This window comes from Thiospirochaeta perfilievii (genome assembly GCF_008329945.1).
GTDB classification, from domain to species: domain Bacteria; phylum Spirochaetota; class Spirochaetia; order DSM-2461; family DSM-2461; genus Thiospirochaeta; species Thiospirochaeta perfilievii.
In genome coordinates, this window is sequence record NZ_CP035807.1 from 2,251,035 (window position 1) to 2,269,078 (window position 18,044).

The following is an 18,044-nucleotide window of genomic DNA, read 5'->3' on the forward strand; positions in this document are numbered from 1 at the left end:
GCAGGCTTTTTTTTTAACCAAATCTTAACAGAACATAAACATAATCCTAAATAATAATTTGTATTGTAGACTTATAAAAATTATTTAGGAGTTTCTTAGTGACAAAATCTAAGAGGGAGTGGTATGTGGGGAAACCCAAATATCATGAAAAAATAATACAGACCATACTTGCTGTAAGTGCAGTTTTAAGTGTTTTAATAACATTTGGGATTGTATATATATTAGGTAAAGAGTCTCTGTTATTTTTTAAAGAAGTTAGTATTGTAGAGTTTTTTACTTCAACTAAATGGCAACCCTTAATTAATGAGTTTGGGGTTCTTCCCTTAATTAATTCTACTTTAACTACAAGTTTTATTGCAATGTTAGTCGCTGGACCGTTAGGTTTATTTGTTGCCATATACCTAAGCGAGTATGCCAGTGAAAAAGCTAGAAGTATCTTAAAGCCAATTTTAGAGGTTTTAGCTGGAATACCTACAGTTGTATACGGTTATTTTGCTTTAACTTTTATGACTCCTCTTTTAAGGTTAATTTTTGGTAAAGATACTGTTGACATTTATAATACTGCATCAGCAGGGCTTGTAATGGGTATTCTAATCCTTCCTTTAGTTGCCTCAATAACAGAAGATGCATTAAAAGCTGTTCCAAGTTCTTTAAGGGAGGCTGCTTTTGGCCTAGGTGGAAATAAATTACATACTAGTATGACTATTGTTGTTCCTGCAGCATTTAGTGGAATATCCGCAGCATTTATTTTAGGTTTAAGTCGGGCCATTGGTGAGACTATGATTGTAGCCCTAGCAGCTGGAGCTGGCTCAAACTTTACTTTTAATCCATTTGAAGCTGCTGAAACATTAACAGGATATATAGTAAGAATATCAGGTGGAGATGTTAGTTATAATACAATGGATTATAACAGTATCTTTGCTCTTGGACTATTACTATTTTTTATTACACTTAGTTTAAATGTATTAAGTAGAAAACTTGTTAGAAAGTATCAGGAGGAGTATGATTAATACACTTTTTAAGTCAGCAACAATATTGGCAATTTTCATTTTATTTATCCTACTTGTAAATATTATAAATGATGCCTTTGGTTATGTAGCAATAGAGAATAGTATCGAACCTACAATTTTTATAGAATCAGGGAACTTAGATGATCTTAATAGTGATGATATTATTGAAATATTAGAAGAAAGACTCTCTAAGGGATTAGTTAGAAGATATAACTCTGAAAGTCCTCTTAAAGAGAGAAGTCAGAAAGAGCTAATGGAGCTTCTTTTTAATAGGGTTATAGAGCCTAGGGTTAAACAGAGCTGGAGCTTAAAAGAGTCTATCTTTAATAAAAAAGAGATTTTAGAGTTAACTACAAAAAAGTACCCTAATGCGTATATAGACTTTAGAGCTTGGCTAAATTTAGAATTTATTACTAAACCCCAATCTAGTATACCAGAATTTGCAGGTATTAGAACGGCAATACTAGGTAGTTTAATGATAATATGTATAACTATCTTTTTTGCCTTTCCTGTAGGAGTCGCTTCTGCTATATACCTAGAGGAGTATGCAGGGAATAATAGGTTTACAAGATTTGTACAGGTAAATATCTATAACCTATCAGGAGTGCCATCAATTATTTTTGGACTTTTAGGTTTAGCGGTTTTTGTTAGGGGCATGGAGCCTTTTACAAGTGGTTCAATGTTTGGTTACGGAGATCCAGCAACTGCAAACGGGAGAACAATCCTTGCGGCTGGACTAACTTTGGCTATACTAATTTTGCCTATAATAATTATTAACACCCAAGAGGCCCTAAGAGCTGTTCCTCAGACTCTTAGACAAGCTGGTTATGGTATAGGTGGTACAAAATGGCAGATTATTTGGTCACATGTTCTACCTGCATCCATTGAGAGAATAATGACAGGTACTATATTAGCTGTATCGAGGGCAATAGGTGAAACAGCTCCAATTGTTGTTATTGGTGCTTCTACTTTTATATCTGTAGATCCATCAAATATATTTTCAAAGTTTACAACTTTGCCAATACAGATTTATCAGTGGACTTCAAGACCACAGGCTGAGTTTAGAAATGTTGCAGCAGCAGCAATTATCGTTCTACTTCTAATGTTATTATCAATGAATACATTTGCAATTTTAATTAGAAATAGAATAGGTAAAAATAGGAGTTAATTATGAGTGATATAGCAGTAGAATTGAAAAATCTAAATGTTTTTTATGGAGATTTTCACGCAGTTGACAGTGTAAATTTATCTCTAAAAAATAAAAAGGTTACAGCGTTAATTGGGCCATCAGGTTGTGGAAAGAGCACGGTTTTAAGGTCAATAAATAGAATGAATGAGTTGATATCTGAAACTAAAGTAACTGGAGAGATAATTTATGGTGGTATAAATATAAACAGGTCAAATGTAGATCCTGTAGAAATAAGAAAGCGAATTGGAATGGTTTTTCAGAAGCCTAACCCATTTCCAAAAAGTATTTATGATAATATAACCTGGGGTGCTAAAATTCATGGTCATAAAGATGATCTTGATGAGCTTGTAGAGCGAACTTTAAAGCAAGCGGCCTTATGGGATGAAGTTAAAGATAAATTGAAACAGAGTGCTCTTCGCCTTTCTGGTGGACAGCAACAAAGGTTGTGTATTGCTAGAACAATTGCTGTAAAGCCTGATGTAATATTAATGGATGAGCCAGCCTCCGCTTTAGACCCTATTGCAACTGGAAAAATAGAGGAGCTTATAGCAGAATTAAAGCATGACTATACAATTGCTATTGTAACCCATAATATGCAACAGGCGAGCAGAGTTAGCGATTATACGTCTTTCTTTTTAGTAAATGATGAAAGGCGGGGACACTTAGTTGAGTATGGTAAGACGGATGACCTGTTTTTTAATCCAAAGGATAAAAGAACAGAGGATTATATTAGTGGAAAGTTTGGTTGATAGAGGGAAAAATGGATATTAGAACGCACTACCGTGAAGAGTTAAATGGCATAATGAATGATGTTGTTGTAATGGGAGATATGGTAATATCATCCCTACACAAAGGTTTAGAGAGTCTACTGGATAATAACAGTGAATTAGCTAAGGAAGTTATTGTTAACGATCAATTAATTGATGATTTTCAATTACAGATTGAAGATAGATCTACCCTACTTATAGCAAAAGAGAACCCTGTAGCTACAGATTTAAGAGAGATTTTAACTGTTCTTAAAATAGTTGTTGAGTTAGAAAGACTAGGGGATCACGGTAAACATCTCGCTGAAAAAGCTGGTAAAGTTAGTAATGAAGGTTTAAAGATTGCAGCTCCATACCTATCGGATATGACAGAGTTTGGTTGTCAAATGGTTAAAGAGTCTCTAGAGTCATTTATCCAGCAGGACTCAAAATGGGCAGAGGAGATAGCTGCTAGAGATAACTATATAGATGACAAATACTCTATTTTATATGGTAAGTTAATAGACATAATTAAGGAGAAACCCCATAAATCAGAAAACCTTGTTCCTCTACTGTTTCTTAACAGATTTTTAGAGAGAATAGGGGATAGGGTTACAAATATTTGTGAATCGGTTGTTTATGTAATTACCTGTAAGCATAAGTCCCTATAGTAGTTTTTCACGGTCAATAATGCCTAATATTTCATCTATTGGCATTGGCTTATAATAATAGTAGCCTTGGATTAGTTGGCAGTTTGCCTTTGATAAGTAATCAACCTGAGCCTTTGTTTCAGCTCCTTCGGCTACTATTTTTTTCCCTAGGGAGTGGGCTAGGGATATCATTGTATTTAAAATTGTTAGATTGCTCCCTTTTATTTCTAGGGAGTCTACAAATGACTTATCAATTTTCATAGTATTAAAAGGCAGGGATATTAAGTATTGTAGGGAGGAGTACCCTGTCCCAAAGTCGTCTATAGATATACTAAAACCGTAGTCTGATAGTCTAGTTAAACTCTCAATTGTGTTAAATATTTTACTAGCAGTTATACTCTCTGTTATTTCTAGATCTATAAATTTAGGGTCTATGCCCTTAGAGTTAACAATATTAATTAGGTTATCTATAAACTTAGGATCGCTAAACTGTTTCGCAGATATATTAACCCCTACATGAAACTGGTTATATCCTCTTCTTTTAAGGTCTATAACAAAGTCACAAGCCTTAGATAAAACAAAGTAACCAATCTCTATAATAAGTCCATTTTCCTCTGTTATAGGTATAAAAACCTGGGGAGATATCCACTCCTGTTTCCTTCTATGCCATCTTACAAGAGCTTCAAACCCCTCAATTTTACTGTTATTAGGGTTTACTTTAGGTTGATAGAATACATCAATCTCTTCTAAAACCAGGGCTCGTTTTAAGTCTAGTTCTAGCTCTAAGTTCATAATCTCTGTTTTATCTAATTCAGAATTATAAAAACTAAAGGAGCCTTTTTTATTACTCTTTGCTCTTTTTAAAGCTGTGCTGGATTTTGATAAAAGATCATCCATTTCTAACCCATCAAATGGAAATATTGATACTCCAATACTTACAGAGAACTCAATAGAATTACCATCTATTTTTATTGTTTGAGTTGTGTTTTTAATAATTCTTTTTACAACACTTTTAATCTGATTTTTATCGGTAAATCTAGGGGCCAAAATAGCAAACTCATCACCACTAAAACGGGAGACTATATCCTCGTCTCTTAAGCAGTTTTTTAAATTTGAGCTAAACTCTTTAATTACTTCATCTCCTACAATAAATCCGTACTTTGCATTTATGCTTTTAAGTCCATCAATATTAAGTAAAAGTATTCCACACCACTCCCCACTTCTACTCGATTTTTTTAGTTCTGTTTTAAGCATTTCTAAAAAGTAGGATCTATTTGAGAATCCAGTTAAAGTATCATTCTGTGACATCCATTTAAGCTCTTTTTCCTGCTGTTTTTTATCGCTAATATCACTAAAAACACCAATATATTTTTTCTCTGTAACAGAATCTTTATTTAAAATTGATAGGTTTAGAAGCATGGAAAAAAGTTCTCCCGATTTTCTTCTAGCTAAAAGTTCCCCACACCACATGTTATTTTTAGATATAGATCTTATAATTTCAAAGTCCAACTCCCTATTCTGATATTCGGACTTAAACTCATTTAAAACTTTGTTAAGTGTCTCTCTAGAACTATATCCTGTTATTTTTATAAAACTTTTATTTACCCTTTCAATCTCCTGTTTTGAATTAAAAACAAAAATTGCTTCTGATGAGTTTTCAAACATAGTATCCCAGAGGTTTTGTAGATATTTATGCTCCTTTTCAGCTTTCTTCTGATCAGATAAATCCCTAATTACCTCCACTCGAGCATGAATCCCATTATAATCAATATGTCTTGTTCTTATTTCTACCGGTACAAGTTCTCCGTTTTTATTAATACCTATGGTATCATAAAACTCAACTTTGTCTTCTTTTAATATATTTTCTACCTTCTCTATATAGTTAGGGGCAATTATCTTATCTAAAAAATTACCACCTTCTAACTCTTTTCTTGTATACCCAAAAATTTCTGAGAATCTTTTATTCATCTCTAAAATTGAGTTTTCACTATGTATAATTATTCCTTCCCAGGTGGAATCGGAGAACTGTCTTAGAGTATTTTCAATCTGGTTTTTCTTAATTATGTTTATAACTAAAAATATAATTAATATAATAAGAATTATAAAAGAAGTTATAGATATCCAAATTATATATTTATACTCCTCATATATTGAGTAGGGTCTATTTATAATTTCACTATCCAAGGGTAGTTGTTTTATATCAATTCCATATTTTTTTAGTCCTAAGTAGTTAAAGACGTATTGGTTATACTCCTTATTCTCAATTGGGATATCTCTAGGGGCTATACCTTCTAAAAGCTTAAGTCCAATATTTCCAATAGCTTCTCCATGTTTAAAACCACTAATGACCTTTCCACCAATAATATCCTTCTGTATATTAAACTTAACCAGGGTATAAAATGGTCTATTTGCACTATTGGCAAGATTTTTTGCCATATCTTCATAGGTTGAGTAGATATTGTTTTTATCCGAATAATATACACCTAAGAATATTAAACTATTTTCAGGGAGCTTTGATATTGTCTTTTTTAGATTTTCTATGGTAACATTTTCTGAGTATGTAATTTTAAGATCTTTTTCTAGCTCTGCTAAATCATTTTTAAACTGTTTGTCCCAAGCTCTACCAGTTGTTAAATAGTCATTAATTACAAATATCTCTTTTGTATTAGGGTGTAAGCTTAGGGCAAGGTCCACAGTCTCTCTAATTGACGATACCTCTTCCATTCCTGTTATTTCAGGGTGGTCTACTAAAATACTTCTATCTAAATCATTTACCCCAGAGAAAACAATAGGAATATTAGGGTATAACTCCTTGTGGTTATTTACTAAAAAATCAAATGCGTTATTATCTGAAACAAGTATAAGGGAGAAGTTGTAACTCTTATATTTATTTTTTATATAGGCTTTAAAATTATTAAAGTCAGACTCTCTATTAAACTCCTTTGAGTCCATAGCTTCATAATATATTTTAATACTCTGGGAGGGGTGTATAACATCTGTTATTCCCTTATAGACCTCTTTAGACCAGGTCATTTGGAAGTCGTAGGAGTTTATATAGAGTATATGGGTAATGTCATTATTATTTGAATAGAGACTAATTGTAGTTAAAAATAGTAGGTAAAAGGGAATAAATTTCCTAAAGATTGTCATGGTGAAATTCTAAGTTAATATTGATAAAAACACAACCTAATTTAAAGATAGTCTTTATATAGTAATATATATAACTTTAAATAAAAAAATATCTTTTAATAATTATTTACCTATGATAATCTACCTTAATTAAAGGTAAATATAAATGTCAGAAAAAGAAACTATAATTCAAATAAAAAACGTAAAAAGGCCTGGTTATAAAAAGAAAATTACAAATGCTATAATATCTGTAATTTTTTTTATACTTCTAATTATTATCTCCTTCATATTCTTATATCCAAAAAATAGAAAGTATACTTTGGAAGATTTCGATAAGGCTACAGTTAATTTAAGTGATTTAGATAACACTATTAGTCTAACTGGAGTTATTGGATTAAAGAAGAGTATTAACCTATTTTCTCCTGAAACAACCTTTTGTAAGCAGGTACTAAAAAAATCAGGAGATAGTATAAAAGAGGGAGAATTACTAATTATTTTAGACTCTTCAACTCTTTTATTAGAGAGGGATTCAATTTTAGATGAGTTAAAAAAAGTTGAAAGAGAGGTATTAAAAAATGATATTGTGTATAAAAGAGATAAACGAGTTATAGAGTCCAATATTAGTAAACTACAAAGGGCAAATTTAAGAGCTAAAAAAAATATGGATAAAATCCATGAACTATATAAATTAGGTTCAGCCACACTTCAAGAGTATGAAACTGCCCAGGATGAATTTTTAGAGTTTAAAGAGGGGTATAATGAGGCAAAAGAGAGTTTAATAAACTTAGATGAAGATTTAAAGGCTCAAAACTTTTTAATCGAATATGATCAAAATAATTTAAATGAGAAGCTTAAACGAAAGGAGAATGAGATAGAGAAATTATCAATAAAATCTCCAATATCAGGAACAGTTATCTCTATTAATATTAAAGAGGGTGAACTAATTAACTCCAACATACTATTAGCATCAGTAGGAGATTTAAATACACCATATATAGAGTTAGAAATTCCAGAAAAAAATAGACAATATATAAATAATAATCAGAGTTTAAACATAAAAGTTGATAAAAAAGTATATAAAGGGAAGCTATTCCAAATAGACGCTTCTGCATTGATAACTAGTAAGGGTAATGCTGTTGTAAAGGCTAAAGCTGATTTTATTGAAGCTCCATCTAATATTATTCCTGGATCCCAGTGTGGTGCAGAACTAATTATTAGTAGTGTAGAAGACTGCTTAACCCTCCCTAGGGGTACATATATAGTCTCGGGTAAAGACAGGTATCTATTTAGAATATCGGAGGATGGGAAGATGGCTAAACGTATTAAAGTCCAATATGGCAATATGAATAGCTCATTAGTCTCCATTAAAGATGGTGTTGAAATTGGAGATGAAATAGTAATATCTAGTTATAGTGATTTTGTTGATAATGAAGAGATATATTTAAAAACAAATTAGGAGGAAACGTTGATAAAGTTAACTAATATTAAAAAAAAGTATGACCTTGGAGGAACTGAGGTAGAAGCTTTAAAGGGTGTAGATTTAGAAATTAATAGGGGGGAGTTTGTAACAATAATGGGCCCCTCTGGTTCCGGGAAATCAACACTCCTACATATTTTAGGTCTTTTAGATGTCTCATCTGAGGGAAGTTTTTTATTAGAAGGGCATCCTATTGATTCTCTACCAGATAAAGAGTTAGCAAGAATAAGAAATAAACATTTTGGTTTTATATTCCAAAGTTTTAACCTTTTCCCAGAGTTAAACTCCCTCGATAACGTAATTATGCCTCTAATGTATAGCCAAGTTCCTAGGAAGGATAGAAAAAATCTCGCTATAAAGTTACTAACTGATGTAGGTCTCTCCCATAGGATATATCACTATCCAAATATGTTAAGTGGAGGGGAGCAACAGAGGGTTGCAATTGCAAGAGCCCTTGCTAATAATCCGGATGTAATATTAGCCGATGAACCTACAGGGAATCTCCCAAGCGAAAAGGGGTCTGAAATAATTGAGATGCTTAAAGAGTTAAATCGTAAGGGGGTAACTATAATTATGGTAACCCATGATAATGACCTCGGGAGATGTGGTACCAGGAAAATATCTTTTACTGATGGTAAATTGGTTAGTGATGAGAGTATGGTATGTTGTTAGATCAATTGATTTTAGCCAAAAATAGAATTAAAGATCGTCTACAAGAGTCCTTGATGGTTATTATAGGGCTTGGTTTTGGTATTGCTGTTGTATCTATAGTTATAACAGTGGTATATAACTTTAATAATATGATTAACCAAGAGTCAGAGAGTGAATGGTACAGAAATATTTTTGTTATTCCAAGTGAATATATGTATAACAACGACTCTTCGATTCAGAAAATTGGTAACCTGGACAGCCCGAAAATTAATTTTTCTATGGGTTATATGGAGGAGATAAAAAAGTTCTGTCCTACAATAGACTTTGCTTTTTATCGACTGTGGATAAATTTAGAACCTTCAAATTTTGAGGAGTATAGTGAAAACAGACCATGGTGGGAGTCCTCTTTAAGTGGTATTGGTATCTCAGAAGATTATCTTAAATTCTTAGGGATGGAGATTGATAAAGGAAGTTTTTTTTCACAAGAAGATTTTGAGAATGGATCAAATGTTATTATTATTGGTGGTAATCTAGCCCATAAACTCTTTCCAAATGGTAATGGATTAGGAAAAGTACTTTCCTATAATAACCTTGATTACACTATTGTTGGTATTTTAAAAGTTGACTATGGGACAGCATCTCCATCGGAGATAGAAGATCTTAAAGAGAGCCCTTGGGATAACAATAATGGGATAATGCTCCCTTATACCAATGTTATTAATGTAAATGAGTGGAACACTATAGACCAGATGACATTTGGTGTTTCTAGTAATAAGGATTTAAAGAAAGGTGTAAAAGAGATCTCAACATATCTTAAGAGAGATTTTCCAAATAATGAAGTGTATATAGAGAGTAGTCTAGATTGGAGTGGTAATGATGAGGAAACTTTCATAAAAGTTCTCTATGTTATTGGTTTAATTGCTTTTATATGTCTAATTATTGCGACCTTAAATAATCTAAATCTAATGTTAGCCAGGGTTTTAAGGCAAAAAAAAGGCCTAGGAATATCTATATCCCTTGGTGCAACAAAGAGAGATATTTTTACTAGTGTTTTTATAGAATCCGCTCTATTAGGTGTTCTTGGCGGTATCTTAGGTATATTGTTATCCATAATTTTTGGAGCAGTTATAGGAAACATTATATCTTCTTTTGATACATGGGCCAGTATGGATCTCTCTATTGTGTCAATTTTTGCATCATTGATTCTATCATTAATATTGACAATTATATTTTCGATATATCCTGGAATCGAAGCAACAAGGATTTCACCATCCATGGTTTTAAGAGAAGAGTAGGAGGATTTTATGGGCATATTATTAAAACAAATTATTAGTAGGTTACTTCTTAATCCTGTAAAGTCAGTATTAACAATACTAAGCATATCCCTAGGTGTTATGATAATCTCCTTAGTTCTGAATATGAACTTCAAATTAGATGATATCCTTCGAGATGAAGAGGATGTAACTGTTTTTTATGCAAGGAACGAAGTAGAAAACCATGAGTATGATGAGTCAAATATGTTATTAGGCTCTTTTGATGTTATTACTAAACTTAAAAACAGTATAGAAAATGTAGAGGATATCATTCCAATTATTCCATATGGAGATAATCTTTTTTTTTATAATAAGGAGAAATATAGGATAAATAGTGCGTTTCAAACTACTTCTGGATATACACTATATAACAACATAAAACTGATAAAAGGAGATAATATTTCAGACTTCTCAGAAACAAGAGAGTGTATTATCTCTATGGAAGTATATGAATCACTATTAGCAGATAAAAGTATAAAAGATGAAATAATATCACTTAAATATATTGATGAGTTTGAAGATGGAACAACTTCGACTAGTTTTGAGGATATTAAAATAGTTGGAGTCTTTGAAGATAGTACTCCCTTAGAAAAAGAGAGGTATAGCTTCCCAGATATTATTTATTCTATTCCTAGGTTTGAAGAGGGTTTATACAATACTTCAACAATTTTATTAAAAGTATCTCCATTAACTGAGAATCCTAAAGTTAAAATTTTAGAGGGAATAAAAAGTATAGATGGTAGTTTAAAGGATATAAAAGTTTGGAGTGGATCTCCAAGAAATAGTGATGAAAATCAGTGGTATAAGAGTATTGTATTATTGATTAAGATTGTATTTACTATTTTTGGAATAATATCCCTTCTTATAAGTTCATTTGGTGTTTTTAGTATGATAACAGTTTCGATTTTAGACAGAAATAAAGAGATAGGTTTAAAAAGAGCTCTTGGTGGAGCTAAAACAGATATTATTATACAGTTTTTATTAGAAGCAGTTGTTATTATAGTTTTAGGCTCAATAATTGGTATTTTGTTAGCAATGTTATTTTCCCCTCTTTTTATTATGAATGTTGTCCCATCTATAACTGGGGGTGCCATTGATATGTTAGTTGGAGTTAATCTTTCCCTGCAACCAAAAGCCGCTTTTGTCGCATTTTTATTCTCCTTGGTTTCTGGTGGGTTATTTGGACTTTTCCCTTCCCTGTCTTCTGCGAAAAGTAATCCTATAGACGCCATAAGGGAGAATTAATGAAAAAACTACTGTTTATTACTTTTATACTTCTTACAATATCTCTGTCATCAAATGAGTTAGACTTTAATAGCTTATTTGATTTGGCTAAGGAAAATTCCAAAAGCTTAAAACAGCTAAGTAATGAGTTAAGGGTTAGCGAGATTTCAAAGAATAGAACTGAATTTCCTGACTATATAGATTTTGGTTTAAGTGTTCGTCCAATGTTAACCTTCGATAGTCATGGAGATTGGGGCATATCGAAGGGAGAGATCACTCTTGATTTTAACCCTCTACATGATCTTACCACGTCAATAAGTCATGAGTTTGATGGTGGTACATCTCTATCCTTTTTATATACTCTATTCCAGTCAGATAAGGATCGTTTAATTGTAAGAAATACATACGACTTAAAAAAACTATATATACAAGAGGAAATTAAGAGTTTTAGAATTAATCTACAAACCCAGTATTCTAATATTTGCTATTTAAGATCCATGCTAAAAATAACTAATTTAGAGATAGACCTATATAAAAGAGAGCTAGTTATTTATGAAAATAGAGTGAAATCAGGTCTAGAGTCTCAGTTTAGTTTCGATCAAGCTAAAGAGACACTACTTGATAAAGAGTTCTCTATGATAAATTCAGAAATAGAACTTTTAGAGTTGGAGTCAAGACTATCAACTCTTGTAGGTATAGATATCTCTGAAGTAGAGTTTAAGCCATTAGAACTTCCTGGTATAGATGAAATATCAACTCCAAATAGGGATGAAATATTGGCATTATATAGGGATTCCTTTAGGTTTAACTCTTTAAAAGAGGTTGTTAGAATAAGAGAAAAAGAGTTGAAGGATGAGTATGCTAACTATTTTCCAAAGATCTCAATAGGGTCTGCTTTGTATACTGATGATTTTAGTCAAGTAAGTGGCTCCATTCTTCTTAATTTAAATCTATCAACTATATTTAATAAAAAAGAGAGTATTGAGTCTATTAAGATCGGAGTAGAGGAAGCCAAGGCGAGTTTAGAAGATGATATAAAAGAATTTTCCGATGAAATAGATTATCAATTCAAGAGAGCAGAATTGATTTTAAAAAAAATTGACCTACTAAATTTTACCCTTGATAAAGCTAATAAGGAGCTTGAGCTTATTGAGTATAAATTAAATTTAGGAGAGGTGCTTCCTGAAAGTTTAGATAGGCAGCAAGTTCTTATAGATAGCTTGAAACTACAATTAAGACATGAGATTGAGGTATATATTTTAGAAATACATTCTTTAGTAAGAATCTAGATTATAATGTACAATTAAAATGTGAAAATTATAAAAATTGGAATTTTACTCCTAATTCAGGGAAAAATGCAGCTAAGTACTTTCTTAGTAATAAACTTCCTCAAGCCATAATCTGTTTAAATGATGATATGGCAATAGGAGCCATTGAAGTATTTAAAAGTAGTGGCTTAGTAATTCCTGGGGATATAGCTGTTACAGGTTTTGATGGTAGCAACTTGTCTAACTATCTTTTTCCATCTTTAACCACAATAGAGCAACCCCTTGAGAGTATTACAGTAAATGGTTTAGAGAAACTTCTCTCAATAATTAATGGTTTTAAAGTGGAGGAGAAGTTAAGTAATGACTGTACTTTTATAACTAGACAATCCTGTGGTTGTTTATCTCCACAGAGGCACAATTTTAGGAATAGATCCTTTTCTCAAAATAGTATAGAGGACCATTATCATTACCTTAATTCAATTATTGAGGGTGAAGAGGATAAAAGTTCCCTCCATAACATGTTTATTGAACAACTTAATAAGGAGCGTATTAAAAAAGAGTTATTAAAGGATATCTACTTCATAGATTGCTTAGCTTCAAGACAGATAGAGTATAATAAATCCCATAACTATTTAGTTGACCAGTGGAAGTTAAGAACTATAAGTAACAAAATATCTGGTAGAATCTATTTTAGGGATATTTTAAATGAGATTTTAGACTCTTTAGCCCAATTGGATATTAATTATTTTAAACTTTACCTAATCCAAGAGGAAGTAATATATAATAATACACTAAATCTTGAAGATTTTACTATAAACTTGCATCTACACTACCAAGATGGAAGTAAAGTAATAAATAGTGTCGAGGGAATAAAAAAAGGGACATCAGACCTATTTAAATCTGATGATTCGGTTTTGGTTTCCACATTAAACTGGAACAATATTATTCTTGGTTTTTTTGAAATATGTTTTATTGATATGGCTGAGAATACCTATGATATTTTGGGAGATGTAATTAGTAACTCTATCTACACATCAAAAATTCATTTACAAATGCAGGATAGTCAAAGAAAGTTAGAGATGAGTCTAGCTGAAACCAGATGTTTAAATGAGAAATTAAAAACTCTCTCAATTAGGGATGAAATGACAGGACTCTTAAATCGCCGGGGTTTTTTTGAACTCTCCGAGACACTTCTAGAAGAAGCAAAAGATAATAGTTTATATCAGATCTTCTTTATTGATATGGATGGCCTTAAGAGTATAAACGATAACTATGGTCACGATTTTGGGGATACCGCTATTATTGAACTAGCAAATACTCTTAAAAAGTGTTTTAGATCCAATGATGTTGTGGCAAGACTAGGTGGGGATGAGTTTACTGTATTAATTAAAAGTGATGATAACTACGATTTTGATCATTTTAAAGAGCGGTTAAAACTAGAGCTTAATAAGTTAAATATAACAAGAAAATATAGATTTAAAATATCTGCAAGTATTGGAACAACATCATTTAATAAATCATCAAAGAGTGACCTCTATAAACTTTTGAAAGAGGCTGATAATGAACTGTATAGAGTTAAGAAAGATAAGTTTAGGGAACCTTAGAATAGTCGAGGATAGTATTTCTAACTATGGAATTCTACATCTATAATACCATCTTTTACTGCTATATATACAAAGTTGCTACTGCTTTTAATATCTATATCTGGGAGCTTACCTAGTTTTTTATTCCCAATTTTTGAGAAAAAGTAATACTGCTTTTGATCCACTCTTTCAGTATAAAACCCTCTCCACTTCTCATTTTCTAAAAAGTGAGGTTTTATATACTCTCCTCCTCCTGTCTGAATTAGAGTTAAAAAGTGATTCATCTTGTAGTTATTCTCTATATGCAGCCCAAGGTTAACCATCTTTCTTCTGGTTTTTCGATCTGGATCCTGCTTATTTAGTATGGCACTTATGACTTTTGTCTCAGTTGTTATATGATAATCATGCTCTATTATCGATGTAAGCCTAAAGTTCTGGTCCATTGAGCTAAAGTATCCATTATTAAAGGATAGATGCTCCTCTGAATGGATTTGCCATGTTATTGTTTTAGAGGACTCACTTAATAGTTCATCAAAAATCAGTAGTGAGTTGGCTCCAGTATAAAAAAAATGCCTTTTAAAGTGGGTTACACCTAAACTTCTATCGTAAACATTTTTTAAATTAGCACAAAAATAGGTAAACTTATCTTCTATTTTAATCTTTTCAATAAAAGCGTGTTGATCCTTCTCTATCTTTTTAAAGATGTTGTGTCTTCCCTCGTTATTATACCCCTTCCCATCAAAAAGGATCATATTATGATCAGAGGCCTTAACTTCTCTATTGTAGCCATCATCAATTATGTAGTTGTTTGCCCCTTTCCATAAAATAGGAGAGCCATCATCTGGGTGTTGGTGACAGAGGCTTCTTCTAGTAAAACCTTCTATTTTTTGCAGGCCCCAGGACTTTTCCCACTGCCTTTTACCTCCTGGAAATCCCGCTTTAACAGAAAAGGCAAAGGCATCAGGCCCCCAACCGGATCTACAGGATAGTAGTCCTAAGTCTGGGAAAAACCGGGTTGTAGGCATGTTTTTAGGGTTTCTTTTTTTTATCTCGGGGTTGTACCATAACATTTCAAGAAATGCCTCAGGTAAAATCCCTGGTTGAACACTACTCTCAAAAGCCTCTTTATAGAGGAGGTTGTTTAGTACATGTTCTCCCATCCATTGGGCTTCAGTTATGTTGTATTCTGATGCTAATTTAAAATAAACAGCAGAAGAGTGACCACTTCTTGTATCATGACAATCTCCAAAGTTGTAGTTTTTCTCAAAAATAGGAGAGCACTGATAGAGTCTATAATAGAAGGTGTTTCTAAGGAACTTAGAGTTTTTGAATATATCAATACCCTCTTCTAATTTTACAAGTTCAGCATACTGTAGTAACCAGATAATTCCATATCGCCAATATACAACACCCTCATAGTCACTTCCATCATCTGGAAGAAGAGAGAATATCTTTTTAAAATTCTCCTCAGCCCCTTTAAGCCAAACCCTGGAATCTATTGGGTAGTCATCCATTAATGCGTAGGCAGCAGTTGCTAGACCTGTGAAATTTAACCAGTTGTGATTTTGCCAATACCGTACAGGCCATCCTGTTTTACTATGTTTCTCTTTATAGGTCCACTTTTTATTAGCCTGAATATATACCCTTTTTTTATAATACTCCCTCTCTGTCTCTGTTAAGAATTCATTAAACCAGTTGTAACTTAAAGAGAGTCCAAAAAGAACCCAAGAAGAGTTTATATCTGCATGTACTAAATTTGTATGTCCCCAATGGTCGTAGGAGAGGGCAGTAAATATCCACCTTTTTGCTTCATCTATCCATCTTGGATCATGACTTAACAGGGAGAGTAGGGATAAATTAGCAGCAGCCATTCCCATATAGGATGAACTACCCTTTGGGTGTTTATCTGATAAAATAACATCCTCATATCTTTTACACTGCTCTAAGAGTCTAATATATAAAGGGTTATGTTTTTTTACTTTTAGTTTTAAGGAGTCTAGGTCCTTAATAAATAGATATGTTTTAGCCATTATTTCTCATATTATATTAAAAGAAACAACTCCAGGTAACACCTGGAGCTGAGTTTTAGGAAAACATTTGTATAATATATCAATTAATTATCTTTGAACCCTTCCTGATCCGTCACCCTTTAGTAAGTTAAGAACTTCATTCTCTGTTACTAATGCAACATCACCTGGAATAGAATGTTTTAAACAAGAAGTTGCTACTGCAAAATTTAAAGCCTTGTTATCATCCGTTTCAAAGGTAGTTAAACCATAAATAAGACCTGCAGCAAAGGAGTCCCCTCCACCTACACGGTCGATTATATTTTTAATCTCATACTTTGTAGAGATATAAAAATTCTCTCTATTATTAATAATTGCTGACCATGAATTATGATCCGCTGAGTGACTCTCCCTCATTGTAATTGCAATTTTTTTCATATTTGGAAACTGCTTTAATACTAAGTTGGATATCTCTTTATATCTATCTGTCCCAAGGTCTGCCTTTGTTACATCTGCTTCAGACTCTATGCCTAGACACTTTTGACAATCCTCTTCATTAGCAATTGCAATGTCCACATATTTAACTAACTCATTCATTACTTCAGGGGCCGTTTTTCCGTAGTTCCAAAGCTTTTTCCTATAATTTAAGTCGCAGGAGACTGTTACTCCCCTTTTTTTTGCCTCTTTAACAGCTTCTAGGGATAGTTCTGAACTTAGAGCAGATATTGCCGGTGTAATCCCTGTTATATGAAACCATGTAGCATCTTTAAAAACAACATCCCAGTCAAAGTCCGATGGTTTAGCCTCACTTATAGAGGAATTAGCCCTATCATAAACTACTGCAGAGGGTCTCTGGTTTGCACCTGTTTCTAAGTAGTAGGTCCCAACTCGATCTCCCTGTCTTAATATTCTAGACGTATCAACACCTCTAGCTCTTAGTGCCGTAATCGCTCCATCCCCAATTGGGTTTGAAGGTAGGGCGCTAACAAAAGCAGTACTCTTTCCTAATAAAGATAGGGCGGCAGCAACATTAGACTCGCCACCCCCAAAGGTTGCCTCTAACATAGGACTTTGAAAAAATCTCTCATTTCCTGGTGATTTAAATCTTAGCATTATCTCACCCATTGTAACTATTGTTCCCATTATTTTCTCCACTCTTTAATTAATTCTACTGCGTCTTTGCATAATTTCTCTATCATTTCAAACTTACCGTCTCGAATAAGGTCTGACTTAACCATCCAAGACCCTCCACAAGCTACAATATATGGAGACTCAAGGTAGGACATTACATTGTTAAGGGAAACACCCCCAGTGGCCATAAATTTAACTCTTCCGTAGGGTGCTCCCATAGCATTAACCATTTTTACTCCGCCAGAGGCTTCTGCCGGAAAGAATTTTAAAACATCTAACCCTCTCTCTAAGGCAGCTTCAACTCCTGTAGGGTTGTTAACACCTGGATATATTGGAATATTGTTTTCTATACAGTAATCAACAACTGTTGGGTTAAAGCCTGGGCTAACAACAAATTTCGAACCTGAATCAACGGCAGCTTTTGCTTGATCTATTGTTAAAACAGTTCCAGCACCTGTTAATATTTGTGGGTATTTCTTACTAATAATTGATATTGCCTCTTCAGCTGCAGCTGTTCTAAATGTTATCTCTGCAGCTAATAACCCTGAATTTACAAGAGCTTTTGCCAGTGGTTCTACATCTTTTACGTTATCAATTGCAATTACCGGTATTATGGCAATTTTTTCAATCTCTTTAGCTATTTCATAGTATTCTTTAGTCAAACTGTACT

14 protein-coding genes are annotated in these 18,044 nt (G+C 32.7%); 10 read left to right on the top strand and 4 right to left on the bottom strand.

The window, feature by feature from the left end; translation table 11 throughout:
- The first annotated feature begins 98 nt into the window (after positions 1 to 98).
- From pstC to phoU, 4 genes are read left to right on the top strand one after another with little or no spacing between them, the layout of a single operon-like run.
- Entirely contained in the window at positions 99 to 1,010 is a 912-nt protein-coding gene (gene pstC / locus EW093_RS10315; protein ID WP_149568328.1) for a phosphate ABC transporter permease subunit PstC, read from the top strand.
- Complete coding sequence (pstA, locus tag EW093_RS10320) at positions 1,003 to 2,178, top strand: phosphate ABC transporter permease PstA (RefSeq protein ID WP_149568329.1); 1,176 nt, start codon at positions 1,003 to 1,005, stop codon at positions 2,176 to 2,178. The genes pstC and pstA overlap by 8 nt, the downstream gene beginning before the upstream one ends.
- Before the next feature lie 2 nt (positions 2,179 to 2,180).
- A complete protein-coding gene (pstB, locus tag EW093_RS10325; RefSeq protein WP_149568330.1) occupies positions 2,181 to 2,948 on the top strand; it encodes a phosphate ABC transporter ATP-binding protein PstB in 768 nt (255 codons plus the stop codon).
- Positions 2,949 to 2,959: 11 nt separating this feature from the next.
- Complete coding sequence (gene phoU, locus EW093_RS10330) at positions 2,960 to 3,613, top strand: phosphate signaling complex protein PhoU (protein WP_149568331.1); 654 nt, start codon at positions 2,960 to 2,962, stop codon at positions 3,611 to 3,613.
- On the opposite strand, the gene EW093_RS10335 is transcribed toward phoU, so the two are convergent.
- Entirely contained in the window at positions 3,608 to 6,742 is a 3,135-nt protein-coding gene (locus EW093_RS10335; RefSeq protein ID WP_149568332.1) for an ABC transporter substrate binding protein, read from the bottom strand. The two genes, phoU and EW093_RS10335, sit on opposite strands and share 6 nt — an antisense overlap.
- Positions 6,743 to 6,887: 145 nt before the next feature.
- Between EW093_RS10335 and EW093_RS10340 the strand changes: the two genes are divergently transcribed.
- The 6 genes from EW093_RS10340 to EW093_RS10365 are packed head-to-tail and all read left to right on the top strand — an operon-like array spanning position 6,888 to position 14,258.
- On the top strand, positions 6,888 to 8,177 hold the full coding sequence (locus tag EW093_RS10340; RefSeq protein ID WP_149568333.1) for an efflux RND transporter periplasmic adaptor subunit: 1,290 nt from the start codon (positions 6,888 to 6,890) through the stop codon (positions 8,175 to 8,177).
- A gap of 9 nt (positions 8,178 to 8,186) precedes the next feature.
- Entirely contained in the window at positions 8,187 to 8,870 is a 684-nt protein-coding gene (locus EW093_RS10345) for an ABC transporter ATP-binding protein (RefSeq protein WP_149568334.1), read from the top strand.
- On the top strand, positions 8,861 to 10,144 hold the full coding sequence (locus EW093_RS10350) for an ABC transporter permease (protein ID WP_149568335.1): 1,284 nt from the start codon (positions 8,861 to 8,863) through the stop codon (positions 10,142 to 10,144). Before EW093_RS10345 ends, EW093_RS10350 begins: the two co-directional genes overlap by 10 nt.
- A 9-nt stretch (positions 10,145 to 10,153) precedes the next feature.
- Positions 10,154 to 11,407 carry an ABC transporter permease gene (locus EW093_RS10355; RefSeq protein WP_149568336.1) on the top strand — a complete coding sequence of 418 codons (1,254 nt, stop codon included), beginning with the start codon at positions 10,154 to 10,156 and terminating at the stop codon, positions 11,405 to 11,407.
- Positions 11,407 to 12,675 carry a TolC family protein gene (locus EW093_RS10360; RefSeq protein WP_149568337.1) on the top strand — a complete coding sequence of 423 codons (1,269 nt, stop codon included), beginning with the start codon at positions 11,407 to 11,409 and terminating at the stop codon, positions 12,673 to 12,675. Before EW093_RS10355 ends, EW093_RS10360 begins: the two co-directional genes overlap by 1 nt.
- Positions 12,639 to 14,258 (top strand): diguanylate cyclase domain-containing protein, encoded by a 1,620-nt coding sequence (locus tag EW093_RS10365; RefSeq protein WP_281283516.1) that lies wholly within the window; start codon positions 12,639 to 12,641, stop codon positions 14,256 to 14,258. The genes EW093_RS10360 and EW093_RS10365 overlap by 37 nt, the downstream gene beginning before the upstream one ends.
- Positions 14,259 to 14,278: 20 nt before the next feature.
- Here EW093_RS10365 and EW093_RS10370 read toward each other — a convergent pair whose 3' ends face one another.
- The 3 genes from EW093_RS10370 to EW093_RS10380 all read right to left on the bottom strand — a co-directional run bounded on the left by EW093_RS10370 (position 14,279) and on the right by EW093_RS10380 (position 18,036).
- Positions 14,279 to 16,267, bottom strand: coding sequence for a DUF4962 domain-containing protein (locus tag EW093_RS10370; RefSeq protein WP_149568339.1), 1,989 nt, complete (start codon positions 16,265 to 16,267; stop codon positions 14,279 to 14,281).
- 87 nt (positions 16,268 to 16,354) lie between these two features.
- The gene (locus tag EW093_RS10375) at positions 16,355 to 17,386 is read right to left on the bottom strand and encodes a sugar kinase (protein ID WP_149568340.1); all 1,032 of its coding nucleotides are present in this window, start codon (positions 17,384 to 17,386) and stop codon (positions 16,355 to 16,357) included.
- Positions 17,386 to 18,036, bottom strand: a complete 651-nt coding sequence (locus EW093_RS10380; protein ID WP_149568341.1) for a bifunctional 4-hydroxy-2-oxoglutarate aldolase/2-dehydro-3-deoxy-phosphogluconate aldolase — start codon at positions 18,034 to 18,036, stop codon at positions 17,386 to 17,388. The genes EW093_RS10375 and EW093_RS10380 overlap by 1 nt, the downstream gene beginning before the upstream one ends.
- Positions 18,037 to 18,044 lie beyond the last annotated feature (8 nt).